The following is an 18,953-nucleotide window of genomic DNA, read 5'->3' as shown; positions in this document are numbered from 1 at the left end:
TATCTATTCTTTTATATTAGATTTTTTACAAATTGACCTTCCTTCATAATTACTTCCATATTCTCAACAGAAATATTATGAATGTCTAATAGAGGATTTCCCTTTAAAACTAGTATATCTGCAAATTTGCCTTCCTCTAGAGTTCCTGTAATATCATCTACCTTCAACATCTCTGCTCCATTTTTAGTTGCAGCTAAAATTACTTCCATCTCTGTTAATCCTGCCTTATTTAGTGCATACATTTCTGTAATTGCATATTTACCATAAGGAGTTAAGCTACTACAGAATGAATCAGACCCTACTGTAATTCTAATTCCCTTTTTATTTGCGTTTCTTAAATTGTCTATTATACGGTTCAATTCTTTTTCCGCAGTTGTATTTCCTGGATATTTATCATGTATAGGTCTATATGGCGGCTCATATACTGTAAACCATTCAAAGAAGAATTGCAGCGTAGGGCAGAAGGTTATATCCTTCTCCTTCATAATTTCTAAACATTCTTCGTTTAATTCCTGTCCATGGATAATAGAGTCTACTCCAGCTTTACATGAATTCAATGCTCCTTCATAGCCTTCAGCATGGGACCATACAGGTATACCTACCATATTACATTCATCAACTACTGCCTGTATTTCTTCCATTGTATAGTGAGTATCAGCCTTAGCATCATATCTCCATATTCCTCCACCAGTAGACCAAATCTTAACTGCATCTGGGTTTTCACGAAGTCTCTTTCTAATAGCTTTTCTCAATTCCCAAGGTCCGTCTACTCTTTCCGCCCAAGGATGAGAGTCATTATTATATTCTAAAGGTAATCTGTGGGAATCTCCATGTCCTGCAGTTCTGCAAAAACCAAGTCCTGTTGTTATTACTCTAGGTCCTTCTATGACTCCTTTTCCAATCATATTTCTAATATGTATACCTGAACGAGAAATCTCTCCTACTGTAGTTAAACCATGTTCTAAGGATTCCTTTGCCTGTGCTACTGCTACTACAGTTTTTTGAATTATCGGTTCAAGTACCCATTCATTATCGTCATCACTTAAATTACCGCTAAAATGAAGGTGTGTATCTATTAAACCTGGCATAATAGTTTTTCCAGTTATATCAATTATTGTGCCTTCAGTTTCCATTTCTTTCTTAGGCCCAGCATATTTAATCTTTTTATCTTCTACTACTACCATAGAATCTTCTATTACTTCTCCAGTACCATTTATTAATAGCCCACCAGTGAATATAATTTGATTCACAAAACCCCCTCCTTATAATTTAAATATTTATACCATCAATATTATATCATATGATTTATAGGCATCCAACATCATAATTAACAATAGATATTAATTTACCAATTTAGAAATTACTTTAAAAAATTCCCTTAGCTTTCATCACTAAGGGAATTCTATTAATTCATATAGCTTTTATTTTGTTCTTGCTTTAACTTTTCTGGAGTCACGTCATTTCCTTCTTCATCTACTACCTTTACTTCCATTAAAGTGTTTTTCATATTTCCTCTAAATATCTTAAGGTATTCTTGACGTAATTTCTGTTGTTCTTCTTTTTCTTCCTGTGTTAGTCCTATGGTTTTTGATTTATGTGCCAGTTCATTTATCCTCTTTATTAATTCTTCCATGTAATCTCTCCAATTCTTCATTTTGATACTTAATTAGATTTTAACACTTAGGAGAATCTTCTTCAACAAGTAATTTTTTACGCTTTGTCCTTCTATACAAGATAAATCCTATTCCATCGGCTAATGCCCAGCCTATAGGAACAGACCACCATATTCCTCTTTGAGCTATAGATGGAATACTTGAGAGCACATAAGCCATTAATACTCTAGTACCTAATGAAATTACTGTAAGAATTAGAGATGTATTTAATTCTCCTATTCCTCTAAAGAATCCATAGAACATAAATAAAAATCCTATTAAAACATAGAAAATAGATATTATAGATAAATACTCTACTCCTAGATTAATTACATTTATTTCACTTGCTTCCACAAATATTCTCATTAAGCTACTGGAACTTATATATATTAGTGTGGACATTATAATACAAAATATAATTATAGTTTTTATAGAGGCTTTTACTCCCTCTACTATTCTATCATTTTTCTTAGCTCCTTTATTTTGAGCCACATATGTTCCAAAGGCATTCCCAAAATCTTGAACTGGCAAATATGCTATGGAATCTACCTTACTTGCTGCAGTAAAGGCTGCAATAGTGTCTGACCCAAAGGTATTTACTATACCTTGTACACATACCATTCCAAAGGTCATTATAGATTGTTGAATAGACGTAAGGAAACTAAATTTACTTACCATTGTAAATATATCTTTATCAAACACTAGATCCTCTTTCCTTGGCCTTATAAACTCTATTTTCCACAACCCATATATTAAACATAGAATTGACGAAACTGCCTGAGCTATTACAGTAGCAAAGGCTACTCCAGATACTCCCATATCATAGACTATAACAAATAGTAAATCTAGCACTATATTTATTACAGCTGATAATATTAAGAAGTATAAAGGAGTTTTTGAATCTCCTATGGATCTAAGCAAAGCTGAACATCCATTATACAAGTAAACAAATATCAATCCTGCAAATATGGTTTGTAAGTATTTTTGTGAATCTAGAAATATTTCTTCTGGTGTATTTATAAGGTTCAACATGCCTTTTGTAGTAAATACTAATATAATAGATAATACTATTGTAAAGACACCTATGGATGAGAACGATATAAATATTGTTTTTCTAAGATTAGAGTAATTCTTTTCACCAAAATAATATGAATATACTACCGCCGCTCCCATACATAATCCAATTATTACAAAAGAAAAAAAGTTCATAAGCATAAATGATGACCCTACTGCTGCCAATGCATTTTTCCCTACATATCTTCCAACTACAACTGAATCTACTATATTATATAATTGCTGAAATAAGTTTCCAATTAACATGGGAAATGTAAAGGCTATTAGCGTCTTAGCGGGATTTCCCTTTGTCATATCTGTTATCATATATTTTACTCCTTTCTATATCTATACTCTTGTAGTTTAACACGAATGAATGTATAATTAAAATATAAATATATTATAGAATGTATATACTTTTTTATATAGGAGAATTGTTATGGATATAAAACAACTTTTATATTTTATTACTGTTGTAAATGAAGGAAATATTACATCAGCAGCAAAGAAACTTCATATTGCTCAACCTGCCCTTAGTAATCATATTAAAAACTTGGAAGAGGAATTAGATGTAAAGTTATTTCATAGAGGACCTAGAAAAATCACCTTAACAGAAGCAGGTGAAATCCTCTATACTAAGGCAAATAATATTCTTGAATTAAAAAATTCCATAAGAAAAGAATTAGAAGATAGTAAATCCGGGTTTAAGGGTACATTGAAAATAGGTACTATATCTGCCATAGATGCAGACTTTCTAGAAAATACTTTTCTTAAATTTCATAAAAAATATAACAATATTAAATATGAAGTCTATGAAGGTATAACTCCTGAAATTATTAATCTATTGTTTTCAAGAGTTATTGAAGTAGGAATTGTAAGAACTCCCTTCGATAAAACAGGTCTAAAAACCCATTATTTAAAAATGGAACCTATGATAGCTGCATATAAAGAAGACGATGATCTAGATAAAATAAATTCCCATATTAATATAGAATATCTAGAGGGAAAACCTCTTATTATCTATCGCAGATTTGAAAATTTAATAGTATCTGCATTTCAAAAGCTTGATATAAATCCATATGTCTTCTGTATTAATGATGATTCAAGGACTTCACTTCTATGGGCTAATGCTGGGTTAGGTATTGCCATTGTCCCCATGTCATCTAAGAACTTAGTTCTAGCAAACAATTTAAAATATAAAATCATAGATGATGATTCATTATCGTCTCAAGTATCAATAATAACTTTAAAAGATAGTAATTTATCTACTGTGGCAACTAATTTTATAGATAATATTAAATAAAGACTATATCTCAATTTTTTGAGACATAGTCTTTATTTTTAAAATAATATATGCATAAACAATGCAGCAAATGGCATTGCTATTATCGTTCTTTCTAAGAATATAATCATTAATTCTTTGAATTTTAAAGGAAGTCCTGTATTCATAATTACAACTACTGATTCTGCTAAGAATATAATTTGCACCATTGAAACTACGGTAACGAAGAATCTTGTCTTAACATGCAACTGTGCTACTTGATCTGCAATTGTCAATACTGGGATGAACATCTCTGTAATTCCTGTTGGGATTGCTGTTGCTGCAACTTGAGCATCTGGAACCCCTAATAATTTAGTTAAAGGTAAAAACGCATATCCTATTATGTCAAATACTGGAGTGTATTTTGCAACAATCATACCTAATATACCTATGGAACATAATAAAGTAATAACCTTTGGTAATACAGGGAATGAATCTACAACTGAATCAACTATTCTCTTAAACATTCCACCTGCTGTATGAGCTCTTACTGCCGCTCTGTTTACACCAGCCTTTAACATGGAAGGTCCAAATTTTAATGAAGCTTCTTTTCTGTCTTCATCTGTTTGTACTTTACCATTTGCAAACACATCTAGCTTTTTGTTAAGTGGCCATAATCTACTACAAATAGCTGCTAGTATAAAGGCCAATAAGAATGAAACAAAATAAGTTTTTATAAAGTGTTCACCTATTCCTGCTGTTTCCATAACTAGCAGTGCATATCCTACAGATACAGCACTAAAACAAGTAGCTACTATAGATGACTCTTTCTCTGTATATACATTGCCTTTATACATTCTACTAGTAATTATAATACCCATAGTTGTTGAACCTACGAAGGAAGCACAAGCATCAACTGCTGATTTTCCTGGAGTCTTAAACAATGGTCTCATTAGAGGCTCTAAAAGAACTCCAAAGAAGTCTATACAACCATAATCCGTTAAGAAAGGAATAAAGAACGCTCCTACTGGTATAATAAACGCTACTCCTATGACTACTCCAGGTATTACCATTTCACCAGTTGATGGTCCAACTATCATTTCTGGAGCGGCATAAACACCAATTTTATTAAGAAAATAAAGTAATATAAATATTCCACCTGCTAAATATAAAAATGGATGTATAACTGAGTCTGCTTCAAAGTATTTATAAAGTTTACTATCTTTCTTTGAAAAGAACTTCCCAATTACACTTGCAATTCCTGTACCCATAAGTACAATTGTGCATATGAGTAATGCTCCGACAGCTTGTCCGTTAATAACTATCAATGAGTCTACAATTGATATTGCACCCTGATAAATATATCCAAATGGAATTCCGCCATTTATAGGTACGAAAAATACAAATATTGCTATTGCTGAAATTATAAATGCTTTCATAGCTCCTATTGCCCAATCTTTTCTATCCAATTCAATGGAGTCTAGAACTTTGGGATCGTTTAAATCTAATTGGCTTAAATCATAATCTTTGTTTTTACTTAAGTTTATCGGTTGCAGTTCTGTCACCTTCTTCTTTCTGTAATTTGATTTATATTTATAAGTCTGTCCATTTAAGTACTTAAATGGACAGACTTATGTTTATTAACCCATTAAGTGGGTTTCTAGTATTTGGTCATCCTTTAATCCTTGTAACCCTAAATAATGGTTTAAGTTATTTAGTAAGTATTCTAATTTGACTGGTCCTACTATTTCTGAACCTGTTACTGCTACACCATATTTTTGAGCTTCAAGTTTTACTAATTCATAAGCTCTATAAAGTGGAGTGTTTGCACAGTCAAACATATTTATAGATACAACTACTCCTGTTCTTTCAGGGAATTTAATTCCAACTGCTCTAGTTGTTGAGAATCCGCCACTTGGTCCTCTTACAGCTTTTGCTATTTGTTTAGCTATGTTTACATCTTCTGTAGCTAAGAATACGTTATAAGCAGTTAAACCTTCTTTATCTGCAGATACTATAGTAGCTCCACGTTCTGGACTTAATTTACCATCTACTGATAAATCTGGACGTCTTGCTTCATGATCTGGGTGGTTAGGATCATCTAATAAAGCTTTTAATCCTTCATATTGTCCTTTTCTTATATATGAAATACTCTTCTTATCTTCTGTTCTAGCATTTTCGCCTGAAAAGAATATTGGTACTTGATGTTTTTCAAATAATTCTTTTCCTATTTCTTCTGCTAATTCTTTACACTCTTCTACTGTTGTATTCATTAATGGGAATAGAGGAATTGTATCTTGTCCACCTATTCTTGGGTGAGTACCCTCTTGAACTGTCATATCTATTAATTCATATGATTTTGCAGCCATTTCTAATAAAGCTTCTTTTAATGGAGCTGGTTCTCCAATGATAGTTAAAACTGTTCTGTTAAAATCGTGTTCTGGTTCTACACCTATTAGTTTAACGCCTTCTTTGTTTTTGATTGCGCCAGCAACAGCATCGATTACTTCTTGTCTTCTACCTTCACTAAAGTTAGGTACTGCAAGCATAAATTTCTTTTCCATCATTATCTCTCCTTCTATAGTTTTATATATTATTAAGCATTAAGTCTTTCATAAACTACTTTTAATGAAGCTTCTTTTAATTCTTTTGCTGAGTTTAATAATGAAGATACTTTTGCAGATATTGTAGTTCTGTATTCTTCATCTTTTATACTTCCTAGATTGATAGTTACATTTAATAATGCACCTTCTAATCCTGAGTAAGCTAATAATACACCTACACCTATATCAGTTATAGCATTTACATTACCATATGCTGCGAATACATCTTGTAGCTCTAATACTCTATGACATTTTTCTGCACATTTTAAAGGAACTTCTAATGCAATTTTATATCCATCTTGAATAGCTTGTGATCTAGCTTTCTTTTCTTCATCAGTTTCCTTTGGCATTTTAAATGCTTCCATTACTTTATCAAAAGCATTTGTATCTTCATCTACTACATTTGCTAACTCTTCAAATAATCCTTCTAACTCTTTTGCATTTGCTTCTAAGTTAGTTCTTACTTCCTCTGGTAATTCTTCATAGTTTTTCTTAGAAAATGTCAATCCACCAACCATACTTGTTAAAGCAGATCCCAGTGTTCCTACATAAGCCGATACACTGCCACCACCTGGCGTAGGATCACTACTTTTAGTATCTAATGCATATTGTTTTAAACTTTTATCAATAAACATTACTGCACCTCCAATGTATAATATATAAACTTTCGTATTTTTCATACTGCCATTATATACAGCAAGACATATGCCAAAAAAACAAAACTTTCTTTAATTTTTAAAAAAATAATTAAAAAAAGTTTTGTTTTATCTGTGACATTGATATAATATAGTCATTTACTCATTCCTAGTACATATCAGCTTATTAAGTTTTCTTATATAATTTAAAAAATATTTTAATTCTAAAGACCTTATATATTTTACAATATAATTAAACTATTTATTTAGAAGATTTTTTTCCTTCTAAAAGCTTCGTATTTCTACAGGAACCTTCAAAACACACAACTTAAATCAAGAGGAATTTTTTCTTGTCTATCGGGAATTTTTTCCCGTCCCAAATTTAAGATCAATTCCAAGTCTTTTTGCCTTTTTCCTTAAGGTACTAGCCTCTAATCCAGTCTTCTTACTTAACTCATGTATATCCTCTGCTTTATACATATATTCATCTAATAATATTTTCTCATAGTGATAGATATTTTCCTTAAAAGATTTATTCTCATCTAATGTCATGGTTCTAATTTTTCCTATTTCTCCACTTAAAATATCTCTTTCACTTATTAAGTCCATTTCAGATGTTACAACTAATCTTTCAATTTCATTTTCTAATTCACGTATATTTCCAGGCCAATCATAACTAATTAACAACTGCATTGCCCTTGAAGAAATTCTTTTATGGTAATTATAATGTTCATTTAATCTCTCCAAGAAAAACTGAATCAATGGAACTATATCTTCTTTCCTTTCCTTAAGGGGAGGAATATCTATTGGAACAACCTTCAATCTATAATACAAGTCACTACGAAACTTCCCTTCCTCTACCATCTGATGCAAGTCCTTATTCGTAGCAGCTATAATCCTAGTATCTACATGTACATTTTCTGTACCACCAACTTTTTGCAATACTTTATCTTGAATCACAGATAAGAGCTTTACTTGTAAATTAAGTGGTAACTCTCCAATTTCATCTAAGAATAAAGTTCCTTTATGTGCTAATTGAATTAGTCCTATTTTTCCCTCTTTCTTAGCCCCCGTAAATGCACCTTCTACATAGCCGAATAGTTCAGATTCTATCAAACTTTCAGGAAGTGATGAACAATCTACCTTTACAAAAGTTCCTTTTTGTCTATGACTATTTTCATGTATGTACTTACTAAGAACTCCCTTTCCTACTCCTGATTCTCCTGTAATCAACACTGTAGAGTCTACTTTTGCAATTCTAAGAGCTAAGTTTTGTATATCCTTTATGACTTTACTTTTAGCTATCATATAGTTATCTTCTGTATCCTTGGCATTTAATATATCCAATTCTCTTTGCATCCTTATATTTACACTTTTCAATTCATTTAATTGGAACTTTAGATTCTCTATACTTGTTATATCCATAACACTTACAACTACATTTATAAGTTGCCCATCCTCATAGATTGGAACTCCAGTAGAAAAAATATTTTTTCCATTTGCTTTCTGGGTTTTTCCTACTACTTCTCCTTTTTCAATAACTTCTAAAGCAACTGATTCAGAATAAACTCCTTCACTTACAAGGTTTTTCATATCTTTTCCTACAATCCAATTGCTTTCAATTCCTTCTATTTCTTCACAAGCTTTATTATATAAAATTGTTACACCTCTAGAATCAACTACATGAACTCCTAAATTTAAGGAATTAAATATATCCTTAATCTTACTTAAATTTAAACACATCTTAACCTTTTCCATATTAACACCTCTTTTATACAGCATTATTGGTTATATAATATTATATCACAAGGACATAGTTATATAAAAAGCTAGTTAAAGAAAATTTATTCTCCAACTAGCTTTTTACTGGTTATTATAACTTGGTCAACAGTTTAACTAAGTATTCATATGTTCTCTCTGTAGATGATATACTAAGTCTTTCCTTTGGAGTATGAACATCATACATATTTGGACCAAAAGAAATAATATCTAAATCAGGATATTTTTTAGCAAGTACTCCACACTCTAATCCTGCATGAATAACTGTAGATTCCATTTCTTTTCCAAACATTCCTTTATATGCTTCAAGTGCCTTATCTCTCAACCTTGATTTAGGATTATATTCCCATTCTGGATAATTACCACTAATACTACATTTAGAATGAGTTTTGTTTATTTCATCTACAATCTTTTCACGTAATGTTATCAATACACTTTCTGTAGAGCTTCTAGTAGATACCTGAAGAATAATTTGTTCATCCTCTGTCTTTAATATAGCTAAATTACTAGAGCTTTCTACTACTTCCTTATTGTCTGGAATCATTGTATATACTCCTGTAGGAATATTATGAAGAAGTGATGTTAAAGCGTCAAAGGCTTTGTTATCTATTACCTTTCTTACTTCTTCTCCCTTAGTGACTACTATATCTATTTCTGGTTCTTCTGACTTATATTTATTTATAGTTTTTTCTTTTATTTCTTCTATCTTACTTGTAAATTTAGATAATTCTTCTGACTTTACGCCAATTGTAGCTGAAGTTTGTCTTGGAATAGCATTATCCTTAGTTCCACCACTAATAGACACTAGTTTTATATGGAAATCAGCTTTTAATTCTTCTAATATATCATTTAAAATCTTATTGGAGTTTCCCCTAGGTTTATGAATTTCCATGCCTGAGTGTCCTCCAAATAGCCCCCTTACTTCTATATAAACTGCCACATAATCTGATACTTCTTCATATTCTATAGGAATTCTTGCTTCAATTAGTTCTCCGCCAGCAGAACCAGTTACTAATACACCTTCTTCTTCGGAATCTACGTTTAATAGTCTAGTTCCCTTTAAGACATTCTCAGATAGCCCTAATGCTCCATCCATTTCCACTTCTTCTGAAGTAGTTACTAATAATTCTATTTCAGGGTGTTCCAATGTATTGTCTTCAAGTATGGCAAGACCCATGGCTATGGCAATTCCATTATCTGCCCCTAAGGTAGTTTTATCTCCATATATATAGTCTCCTTCTACTTTCAATGTAATAGGATCTTTAGTGAAGTCATGGCTACTATCATCTTCTTTTTCGCATACCATATCCATATGTCCTTGTATAATAACTCCTGAAGACTTTTCATATCCAAGACTAGCTGGCTTTCTTATGATTATATTTAGTGTATCATCTTGGATAGTTTCAAGACCTAGCCCTTCTCCTACACTTTTAATATAATCACTTACTCTTTTTTCATCATAGGAACATCGAGGTATTTGTGTTAATTGTTCAAAGTAATAAAAAACTCTTTCTGGTTTTAATCCTTCTAACTTACCCACCTTACCACCTTCCTTTATTTACTTTCCATTGTTTTCTGCAATTTTTACAATTAGTTTAGATGCTAGTTTCATAGATTCAGTTGGAATAAATTCAAATCTTCCATGGAAATTATATCCTCCTGTAAAAAGATTAGGACAAGGAAGACCCATATATGAAAGTCTAGCACCGTCAGTTCCACCTCTAATAGGTTGAATCATTGGTTCAATTCCAATATCTATCATAGACTTTTTAGCTAATTCTATGATTTCCATATGAGGTTCTACTTTTTCCTTCATATTATAATAGCTATCTTTAATCTCTATTTTGATTATATTTCCATATTTATCATTTAAGAAATTTACAATCTTTCTAAAATCTTCTTTCATCTTTTCAAATTTTTCTTTGCAATGTTCTCTAATAATATAAGTAGCTACAGTATAATCCACAGTTCCATTAAGTTCAGTTAGTAAATAAAATCCTTCATATCCTTCTGTATATTCAGGTTTTTGATTTGCTGGTAACATATTGTCAATTTCCATAGCTATTCTAGCGGAGTTTATCATAATATTTTTTGCTGTTCCTGGATGAACATTTTTCCCCTGGATTTCTATTTTTACACTGGCTGCGTTGAAATTTTCATATTCTAGTTCACCTACAGGACCACCATCTACTGTATAAGCAAAATCTGCATTAAAACCTTTTACATCAAAAAGATCTGCTCCTCTTCCTATTTCCTCGTCTGGTGTAATTCCAATCTTTATATCGCCATGTTTTATTTCAGGATGATTAATTAAATATTCCATAGCATCGATAATTGCAGCTATTCCAGCCTTATCATCGGCACCTAAAAGTGTTGTACCATCTGTTGTAATAAGTTCCTTTCCAACTAAATCTTTTATAAATGGAAATTCTTTCTCTGTTATGCTATATTGATCATTTAGCTTTATATCTCCACCTTCATAGGTAAATATCTTTGGATTCTCACATTTACCATCTAGATCTGGACTAGTATCTAGGTGAGCTATAAATCCTATGGTTGGTACTTTTGTGTCCATATTAGATTTTAATGTTGCATATATATATCCATTTTCATCTTGTTTTACATCTTCAAGTCCTAGTTCTTGTAGTTCCTTTGCTAAAAGAGCTCCTAGTTCTAATTGTCCTTTGGTACTAGGGCAAGTACTGCTATTTTCATCAGACTTAGTGTCTATAGCAATATAGCTCTTGAATCTTTCAATAATCTTATCCATATTAATCATCCTTTCAAATAATTTTTCTTATAATAACGTCTGTATTACAAGCATAACTATGGAGAATACTCCTATTATTCCCATAAGAGGAAGTATAAATTTTAGCCATTTATTATAAGTCACATCTACCATTTCTAAAGTCGCTAAAATTAATCCAGTTGGAGTTATAAATGCCATCAAACCTTGACCCCAGTTATATGCTGTAACTACTACATCTCTAGATACTCCAACAGTATCTGCTAAAGGTGCCATTATAGGCATTGAAAGTGTAGCAAGACCTGATGAAGATGGTATAAAAAATCCTAAGAAACTAAATAGTATCATCTGAACTCCAGCAAAAATACCACCATTCATATTTCTAATAATAGATGATGTATAGTATAACAATGTATCTGATATCATACCATCATCCATTACAATATTAATTGCTCTTGCAACTCCTATTATAAGTGCAACTCCAACTAAATCTGCTGCACCAGCTATAAAAGTGCTGATGGATTCTTTTTCAGAAAGTCCTGACAATAACATTATTATAACAGCTACAGACAAAAATAGTCCACCCATTTCTGGGAACCACCAACCTCCTCTGGAAACTCCCCAAATCATAATAGGGAATGCTCCCAGGAAGATAACTAAGATTAGAATTCTTCTCCAGTTAAAAGGAGCAACGTTTTCAGGATCATAATTCTTTAAAAATCTTTCTTCAATTTTCCCCATATCCTCGTGAACTATGGAGTTCTTAGGATCTCTCTTAACTCTTTTCGCATAATAGTAAATATATACAAGAGTGATTATAGTTGCTAATACTAAAGCTATAATACGGAATGTAAGGCCTTCATTAAAAGAAATTCCCGCAGCATTTGAAGCAATAACAACTGAAAAAGGATTTACAGTTGAATACATAGATCCAATGGAAGAACCCATATATATTGCTGCAATAGCAACTATTGCATCATATCCGCTGGCTATGAATATGGGCATCAATATAGGATATAGTGCTATGGTTTCTTCTGCCAAACCAAAGGTAGTACCACCTAAAGCTATCAGTGCAGTTACAAATATTACTAATAAAAACTCTTTACCCTTTGTCTTTTTAGATAAAGCTGCAATTCCTGCATCGAAGGTTCCTGTCTTGTTTACTAAACCTATGATTCCACCTAAAATCAATACAAATACCATAATATCTACTGTATCCATAACCCCTAGAATAGGAGACATGATTACTGGAATTAATCCTTGTGGTGATTGCTCTATAGGTTTATAGGTATCTGGAATAGCAATGGGTTTTTTTATGCTTCCATCTGTAAATTTACTTAAATCCATTTTAATATTTAGGCTATCAAGTGTTTCTTGAGTTGCTGGAAGCTCTGCCAGCTGCCCTTCTGGGTTCTCCACCATAAAGATATTTTGGTCTGGATTATATTGTAATTTTGAGTAAAGCCCTGCTGGAACTATATAGGTTAATATGGCAGCAAGTATTAATATTATAAATAAAACTGTAAAGGCTGTAGGAAATTCAAACCTTTTTTTCCTTTTATTTTTTCTTTCTTCCTTCATATTTTCATCTCCTTAAATAGTAATGATTATAATCATTTAGTATTACCTAAACAGTATTTGCATTTATTAGCTAATTTATAGATACTTTTTATTCTCTATAAAACTTTCCAAAGGATCATTAATTTCTTCTGTTATATATTTTCTTTAATTATCTTCTTATTAATTTTTAATACAAAAATGGGTTGTCTCATAACTAATAAATCAGTTATGAAACAACCCATTTTTTTGCTTTTGACATAATTATTTATCAATATACGAAATTCCAATAAGCTTTTGGAGTATCTATTAGAAGGTAGCCCTGAGCTATGATTTTTATACTTAATATCTATCTCCAATCTTTTTAATAGTAAAGCCTAAGACAAACATCCATACAATTAGAAGCAACATTTCCATACATATTAAATCCCTACCATCTAATATTTTCTGCATGACTTCAGTGACCTCAATACTTGGGAGTAAAATCAAAAAATTATATGTCCATTTCGGCAGAACCTGATAAAGAGCAACTATTAAAAATAATGATATCATAACTACAGACGATAGGGCTGAACCACTTTGTGAAGATTTTACAGTTAAACCGATTATCATGCCAATTTCAACAAATACAATTCCTCCTATAATCATAGGCAACAGTAGAGAAATAAGATGAATTGCAAACTTTTCGTTAATTAACGCAACTATTATTTGAACTATTAAGGAATTAATCAATATAATGCCACCTTTAGCCAACACAATACCTCTGAATGTCAAAGGTGAACATAACAATGCATCTATAGTTTTTGTCTCCCGTTCTTCGATAACTGTTGGACCTGTAAGCATAATTCCAATTAAGACTTGAGCAAATAATATCCATATTGATAAAAGAAGAAAATCTGCCCCTGATACCTTAATAGTAGTTAAAATCATTTTTGACATTAAAATTGGTAAAAACAGTACGGCCAAAGTTCCTGGGTTTCTCAACATTTCTTTAGATTCATGTTTACCTAAAACAAAGATACTTTTCAATTTAATTTCCTCCCTGTTAATTCTGCAAATATGGTAGAAAGTGAACTTTCCATTGTATGAATATTTACAATTCGCCCCTCTTGAATTAATTGTGCTATGAATTGATTTGTTTCATCGGTATCAAATGGAAGACTTTTTTTGTTGATATTGCCATTGTCCTTATACTCAACAAAAATTTCATTTTTTCCATACTGCTGCTTCAATCTTTCAGGAGTATCAATTGCAACTAATTGTCCTTCATTCATTATGCCAATTCGATTACTCATCTCGTCTGCTTCATACATATCATGGGTGGTCAAAACAACTGTTGTACCTTTCTCATTTACTCTTTTTATATAGTTACGAATTAAAGCAGCTGTATTTGGATCAAGTCCGCTTGTAGGTTCATCTAGAAAAAGAATTTTCGGTTGGTGTAATAAAGCTCTGGCAATCAATACTCTTTGCTTCCATCCTTTTGATAGCTTCTTCACTGCCATTTTTCTTCTTTCAGTCAGCTGCAATTCTTTCATAATTTGATTAACCTGTTTATCAGAAACTCTATAAAGAGCAGCAAACAACTTTAAATTTTCTTCTATTGAAGAGCGGACATAAAGATTTTGAAGTTCAAAAACAACTCCAATATCTTCACAAATAGATTTCTTATCTGCCACAACATCATGACCATTTACAATAATACTTCCTGATGTGGGCTTCAAAAGCCCAGTTATCATCCTTATTGTTGTGGATTTTCCAGCACCATTGGGACCTAGAAATCCAAATAGCTCTCCCTCTGGAATAGAAAAAGAAATATCATTGACAACATTTTTCTGTCCATAGCATTTTATAACTTTATTCAATTCAATCATTATAGCCCTCCTCTAGTTCAGGAAAATCTATAGAATTTTTTTGAAAATAGATTGAAAGGGCCTCTTCCATAAATTCATCTACTGCCTTCTGTTGAGTTCGCATCCCCTCACTCCAATTGTCACGTTTCTCACTAAAACTTAGGATTCCCGGCAGCAATTCCATATTTCCACCTGTGAAGGTAAATATTAGATCCCACCATTCTTTTGCTAATATCTGCCCTTCTTTGCTATCAGGTGTCTTACCTTGCTCTTTTAGTAATATGGTTTTATCACACATCTGCTGGTATTGTTGGAAAAGTCCAATACCAATTTCTGGATTATCTGCGAACAACCCCTTAATATGTGTTGCCAGTTCTTCATCTTCATTAAAAAATTCAACTGACAAAAATCCTTCATTTTTTGTGCGAATAAGCGAAACAATATCAGCGTATCTATTAAAATCTACAGCATTTGTTTGGGCTACGCTTTTTTTCAAAGCCTCAATAGCTTCTAATATTCTATTCAAATTATCAATTTCATACTCTATAGTCTTTGTTTGTTCTTCTAGTAATTTATAAATATCTTTTGGACTATCAAGAGATATAAGGTTATTTTTTATCTCCTCAAGAGAAAATCCCAAGTACTTCATTGATAAGATATGATATAACAATATCATATCTTTTTTTGCATATAGTCTGCGTCCCCCCTCACTTCTTGCAGATGGTTTCAGCAAACCTTCTTTATCGTAATACTGTAAAGTCCTTACAGTAACATTCATCTTTTTTGCTAATTCCCCAACAGTAAATAAATCTTCTCTCATTCTTTTCCCCTCCTTAGATATATAATAGCATATGACGTAACGTCACAAGCAATATCATATTGGAAGAAATTTATTATATTCGACTTTATTATTCCCACCTAAAAAATCGAACTGAAATACACACACAAATTACTGATATTACAACCATAATAGTAATCGGAAAAAGAACACTACCTATTGGTAATCCAAGAGAGGTAGCCTTTAATAATTTTATTCCTTGTGTCAGAGGGAGTATGTCAGCCATCTTTTGAAGTACTGTGGGCAAAACCTCATAAGGTAAAGTTGCACCTGAAAAGATAAGCGCGGGAAAATATAATATACAACACAATAAATTTGATGTTTTAATATTCGGCGATACTGCTCCCACCATCATTCCAATGCTGTAAATTGACAGTAACACCAAAAAATATGATCCTAAAAATGCAAACCAATCACCCTTCAATCTGAGTCCAAAAAATATTGCTCCAGCAACGTACACAAGAAGAAGTGAAGCAAACGACATAAGCATATTAACAACAATCTGTACAAATAAAATCAGCGTTGGACTCATAGGTGTAACTTTAAACCTTTTTAATATTTTTTTATTGCGGTAATCTGCGACCACCAAAGGCAACCCCATCATTCCCGATGCACTTATGGCAATGGTCACTACTCCTCCAAAGGATTGAGCTAAAAATGAATATTCCGCTCCCTCAAATGCCGCCTTATCTCCATAAATAGCACCAATAATAATCATGACTACTACAGGTAAAACGATTGCAAAAATCACCATATCCATGCCACGTATGGCAAGTTTTAATTCAGTTTTGAACATTGTCCTAAATGCTTTCATCTTTTGAACCCTCCTCATCTGTATACCAAAGGTATACATCTTCAAATTTATCGTATGGACTACTATCAACTGCCTCTTGTATTGTTCCATAAAAAACAGTTTTTCCATTTTTAAGAATACAAATTTTATCACATAAAGCTTCAACCTCATCCATAAAATGTGAAGCTAAAAAAATGGTAAGTCCTTTTGACTTTAGATTAGCAAGACATTTCCACACATCCCGCCTAGCTCTTGCATCAAGCCCTGTAGTCAGCTCATCTAAAAATACTACTTCAGGACTAGGTATCAATGCAAGGACAATAAACAAACGTTGTTTTTGACCTCCTGACAGTTCATTAACTTGACTTTTAAGTTTATCCGAAAGTCCAAACTGTTTTAATAACTCACTATAATCTGAAGGGTTTTCATAGAGAGACCCCGTTACTTCACAAAGTTCAGCTACTGTTATTTTTTCTTGATAATTGGACTCTTGGAACTGAACACCAACTCTTTCAAATAATTTTTTTCTTTCTGTTTGTGGATTCATTCCTAAAATAGAAACGGTTCCTTTATCAAATTTTTTTGTTCCTAGAATACATTCAATAGTTGTACTTTTTCCTGCACCATTAGCTCCGAGCAGTCCGAATACTTCACCACGCATAGCAGAAATACTAACATCATTCACAGCTTGAATACTTCCATATGCTTTGCATAGATTTGTAACTTTAATAGTTGTTTCCATATCTTTTATCTACCTCCTGTTTTTTACTGTATAAAAAGAATAACACCAGAACAAAGTCTGGTGTTAAACTGTAGGGTTCCTATTAAATTTTTCTTGCATAACTTTTATTTGACTCAATATACATAATGCATTTTGCTCAGCACTTCGCAATGATGTAAGAAGTTTATCACAGGCAGATACAATGTCATCATCCCCTTTGGGAGTATCAATGACTTCTCGTATATCAACATCTGGATTACAAGATAGTGCGTTCAGCATACGCAAAATCGCTGTAAGAGAATAATTGGCGCAGCGAAGTGAACGAATAATCTTTAGATATCTAATATCGCTATTGGTATAAATCCTATAGCCATTCTGCTTTCTCTTAACTGTCAGCAATCCATTCATTTCCCAATTCCTCAAAGTATCCATTGAAATTTGCAAGTAATCAGCCGTTTCTTTTCGTGTAAGAGATAATTCATCTTCTCTCTCTTGCATACCGGACAATAGTTTTTCTGCAATATCTATGGCTTCCTCCGCATTATTTTGCTCAACTTTGATCTTTTCCAAATAATTTTCGGTAAGTGCAATGGCTTCTTGAAAATTTCCTTTTGCCGAGAGTTTAATAATGCAGATCATCTTTTTCCTTAGACCATTCTGTAAAACTTCAACCTTTAAAGCTGTTCTTGCAAGTTTGAATTGCTCAATATGAAAATCAGTAAATACACGGTAACCATTTGACCTTCTTTGGGCTTTCGGTATCAAATCAAGTTCTTCATAAAGTCGTACAGTGTTAGGATGTATTCCAATCTTTTTTGCAACTTCTGCTGTTTTATAAGTATTCGACATGTTTGCTCCACCTCCTATTCTTCTAGACATTATAATATAGAGTCAAAGTCTGGTGTTATAATGGAGAGTTTATTGTAGTAAAAAATAAATTTGTTATGTTTCTATACTTCATTGATAATTTATCCAAATAGCCTAAATAGAATTTATCTCTTGAGTAAATTTGTGAATGTTATCTTCCAATATATTTGACTTATTAGATGTTACCTTGGATACCTTTTTTACTATTAATTTTTCCATGAAATTCATTTTATCAAGGATAAATTCTCCTCCAAAGTGTCCCTTTGCTTCTGCAATTTCCAATAATTCGGAGGGAAAGTTTTGATTTAATTCAGTATTTATCATATCTCCCTCTTGCATACCACAAATAAATAATCCAATTCGTTTTTCCTTTAGTTTATCTAAATTTTTTGAACAGAATTCAGTGACTTCTTTTTGAATTCTACCAATATATATTGACCCTCCGATAATTACTTTATCATATTTTGACAAATCAATATCCCTTATATTCTTAAGATTTATTAAGTCTACTTTATCATTAAGTTCTTTAGACATCAGTTTAACACATTTTTCCGTACATCCATATTTGCTTGCATAAACTATTAAAGTACTCATT

At 31.9% G+C, this 18,953-nt stretch carries 18 protein-coding genes; 1 reads left to right on the top strand and 17 read right to left on the bottom strand.

Annotated elements, in window-relative coordinates; genetic code table 11:
- Nucleotides 1–11: 11 nt before the first annotated feature.
- The 3 genes from RBU61_RS18640 to RBU61_RS18630 all read right to left on the bottom strand — a co-directional run bounded on the left by RBU61_RS18640 (nucleotide 12) and on the right by RBU61_RS18630 (nucleotide 3,032).
- Nucleotides 12–1,250, bottom strand: coding sequence for an amidohydrolase family protein (locus RBU61_RS18640; protein ID WP_308877179.1), 1,239 nt, complete (start codon nucleotides 1,248–1,250; stop codon nucleotides 12–14).
- Between the two features lie 155 nt (nucleotides 1,251–1,405).
- A complete protein-coding gene (locus tag RBU61_RS18635; RefSeq protein ID WP_308877178.1) occupies nucleotides 1,406–1,633 on the bottom strand; it encodes a DUF896 domain-containing protein in 228 nt (75 codons plus the stop codon).
- 40 nt (nucleotides 1,634–1,673) lie between these two features.
- On the bottom strand, nucleotides 1,674–3,032 hold the full coding sequence (locus RBU61_RS18630; protein ID WP_308877177.1) for an MATE family efflux transporter: 1,359 nt from the start codon (nucleotides 3,030–3,032) through the stop codon (nucleotides 1,674–1,676).
- Between the two features lie 112 nt (nucleotides 3,033–3,144).
- On the opposite strand from RBU61_RS18630, the gene RBU61_RS18625 reads away from it, so the two are divergent.
- Entirely contained in the window at nucleotides 3,145–4,008 is an 864-nt protein-coding gene (locus RBU61_RS18625) for a LysR family transcriptional regulator (RefSeq protein WP_308877176.1), read from the top strand.
- 38 nt (nucleotides 4,009–4,046) lie between these two features.
- Here RBU61_RS18625 and RBU61_RS18620 read toward each other — a convergent pair whose 3' ends face one another.
- The 14 genes from RBU61_RS18620 to RBU61_RS18555 form a co-directional block, all read right to left on the bottom strand.
- A complete protein-coding gene (locus RBU61_RS18620; protein ID WP_308877175.1) occupies nucleotides 4,047–5,531 on the bottom strand; it encodes a nucleoside recognition domain-containing protein in 1,485 nt (494 codons plus the stop codon).
- A 75-nt stretch (nucleotides 5,532–5,606) separates the two neighbouring features.
- On the bottom strand, nucleotides 5,607–6,530 hold the full coding sequence (gene ftcD, locus RBU61_RS18615; RefSeq protein ID WP_308877174.1) for a glutamate formimidoyltransferase: 924 nt from the start codon (nucleotides 6,528–6,530) through the stop codon (nucleotides 5,607–5,609).
- A 32-nt stretch (nucleotides 6,531–6,562) separates the two neighbouring features.
- On the bottom strand, nucleotides 6,563–7,204 hold the full coding sequence (locus RBU61_RS18610; RefSeq protein ID WP_308877173.1) for a cyclodeaminase/cyclohydrolase family protein: 642 nt from the start codon (nucleotides 7,202–7,204) through the stop codon (nucleotides 6,563–6,565).
- Nucleotides 7,205–7,558: 354 nt separating this feature from the next.
- Entirely contained in the window at nucleotides 7,559–8,962 is a 1,404-nt protein-coding gene (locus tag RBU61_RS18605; RefSeq protein WP_308877171.1) for a sigma 54-interacting transcriptional regulator, read from the bottom strand.
- Between the two features lie 115 nt (nucleotides 8,963–9,077).
- Nucleotides 9,078–10,523: an aminoacyl-histidine dipeptidase gene (locus tag RBU61_RS18600; RefSeq protein ID WP_308877170.1), complete on the bottom strand. Its 1,446-nt coding sequence runs from the start codon at nucleotides 10,521–10,523 to the stop codon at nucleotides 9,078–9,080.
- A gap of 18 nt (nucleotides 10,524–10,541) precedes the next feature.
- A complete protein-coding gene (gene pepT / locus RBU61_RS18595) occupies nucleotides 10,542–11,753 on the bottom strand; it encodes a peptidase T (RefSeq protein WP_308877169.1) in 1,212 nt (403 codons plus the stop codon).
- 27 nt (nucleotides 11,754–11,780) lie between these two features.
- Entirely contained in the window at nucleotides 11,781–13,310 is a 1,530-nt protein-coding gene (locus RBU61_RS18590) for a YfcC family protein (RefSeq protein ID WP_308877168.1), read from the bottom strand.
- Nucleotides 13,311–13,628: 318 nt separating this feature from the next.
- Nucleotides 13,629–14,315 (bottom strand): hypothetical protein, encoded by a 687-nt coding sequence (locus tag RBU61_RS18585; RefSeq protein WP_308877167.1) that lies wholly within the window; start codon nucleotides 14,313–14,315, stop codon nucleotides 13,629–13,631.
- Nucleotides 14,312–15,160, bottom strand: a complete 849-nt coding sequence (locus RBU61_RS18580; RefSeq protein WP_308877166.1) for an ABC transporter ATP-binding protein — start codon at nucleotides 15,158–15,160, stop codon at nucleotides 14,312–14,314. Before RBU61_RS18580 ends, RBU61_RS18585 begins: the two co-directional genes overlap by 4 nt.
- Nucleotides 15,153–15,959 (bottom strand): MerR family transcriptional regulator, encoded by an 807-nt coding sequence (locus tag RBU61_RS18575; RefSeq protein ID WP_308877165.1) that lies wholly within the window; start codon nucleotides 15,957–15,959, stop codon nucleotides 15,153–15,155. The genes RBU61_RS18580 and RBU61_RS18575 overlap by 8 nt, the downstream gene beginning before the upstream one ends.
- Nucleotides 15,960–16,047: 88 nt before the next feature.
- Entirely contained in the window at nucleotides 16,048–16,791 is a 744-nt protein-coding gene (locus tag RBU61_RS18570; protein WP_308877164.1) for an ABC transporter permease, read from the bottom strand.
- The gene (locus tag RBU61_RS18565; RefSeq protein ID WP_308877163.1) at nucleotides 16,778–17,512 is read right to left on the bottom strand and encodes an ABC transporter ATP-binding protein; all 735 of its coding nucleotides are present in this window, start codon (nucleotides 17,510–17,512) and stop codon (nucleotides 16,778–16,780) included. Before RBU61_RS18565 ends, RBU61_RS18570 begins: the two co-directional genes overlap by 14 nt.
- Before the next feature lie 63 nt (nucleotides 17,513–17,575).
- The gene (locus RBU61_RS18560) at nucleotides 17,576–18,340 is read right to left on the bottom strand and encodes a MerR family transcriptional regulator (RefSeq protein WP_308877162.1); all 765 of its coding nucleotides are present in this window, start codon (nucleotides 18,338–18,340) and stop codon (nucleotides 17,576–17,578) included.
- A 132-nt stretch (nucleotides 18,341–18,472) separates the two neighbouring features.
- A complete protein-coding gene (locus RBU61_RS18555; protein ID WP_308877161.1) occupies nucleotides 18,473–18,952 on the bottom strand; it encodes a flavodoxin domain-containing protein in 480 nt (159 codons plus the stop codon).
- Nucleotide 18,953 lies beyond the last annotated feature (1 nt).

The organism is Tissierella sp. MB52-C2, assembly GCF_030931715.1.
Lineage (GTDB): Bacteria > Bacillota > Clostridia > Tissierellales > Tissierellaceae > Tissierella.
The sequence above is the reverse complement of the archived record's forward strand: the minus strand, read 5'-3'. Positions and strand labels throughout refer to the sequence as shown.

Coding starts and splice junctions, on each gene's coding strand:
- RBU61_RS18635 (WP_308877178.1), bottom strand. CDS start 1,633: ATGGAAGAATTAATAAAGAGGATAAATGAACTGGCACATAAATCAAAA.
- RBU61_RS18630 (WP_308877177.1), bottom strand. CDS start 3,032: ATGATAACAGATATGACAAAGGGAAATCCCGCTAAGACGCTAATAGCC.
- RBU61_RS18625 (WP_308877176.1), top strand. CDS start 3,145: ATGGATATAAAACAACTTTTATATTTTATTACTGTTGTAAATGAAGGA.
- ftcD (WP_308877174.1), bottom strand. CDS start 6,530: ATGGAAAAGAAATTTATGCTTGCAGTACCTAACTTTAGTGAAGGTAGA.
- RBU61_RS18610 (WP_308877173.1), bottom strand. CDS start 7,204: ATGTTTATTGATAAAAGTTTAAAACAATATGCATTAGATACTAAAAGT.
- RBU61_RS18605 (WP_308877171.1), bottom strand. CDS start 8,962: ATGGAAAAGGTTAAGATGTGTTTAAATTTAAGTAAGATTAAGGATATA.
- pepT (WP_308877169.1), bottom strand. CDS start 11,753: ATGGATAAGATTATTGAAAGATTCAAGAGCTATATTGCTATAGACACT.
- RBU61_RS18590 (WP_308877168.1), bottom strand. CDS start 13,310: ATGAAGGAAGAAAGAAAAAATAAAAGGAAAAAAAGGTTTGAATTTCCT.
- RBU61_RS18580 (WP_308877166.1), bottom strand. CDS start 15,160: ATGATTGAATTGAATAAAGTTATAAAATGCTATGGACAGAAAAATGTT.
- RBU61_RS18575 (WP_308877165.1), bottom strand. CDS start 15,959: ATGAGAGAAGATTTATTTACTGTTGGGGAATTAGCAAAAAAGATGAAT.
- RBU61_RS18570 (WP_308877164.1), bottom strand. CDS start 16,791: ATGAAAGCATTTAGGACAATGTTCAAAACTGAATTAAAACTTGCCATA.
- RBU61_RS18565 (WP_308877163.1), bottom strand. CDS start 17,512: ATGGAAACAACTATTAAAGTTACAAATCTATGCAAAGCATATGGAAGT.
- RBU61_RS18560 (WP_308877162.1), bottom strand. CDS start 18,340: ATGTCGAATACTTATAAAACAGCAGAAGTTGCAAAAAAGATTGGAATA.
- RBU61_RS18555 (WP_308877161.1), bottom strand. CDS start 18,952: ATGAGTACTTTAATAGTTTATGCAAGCAAATATGGATGTACGGAAAAA.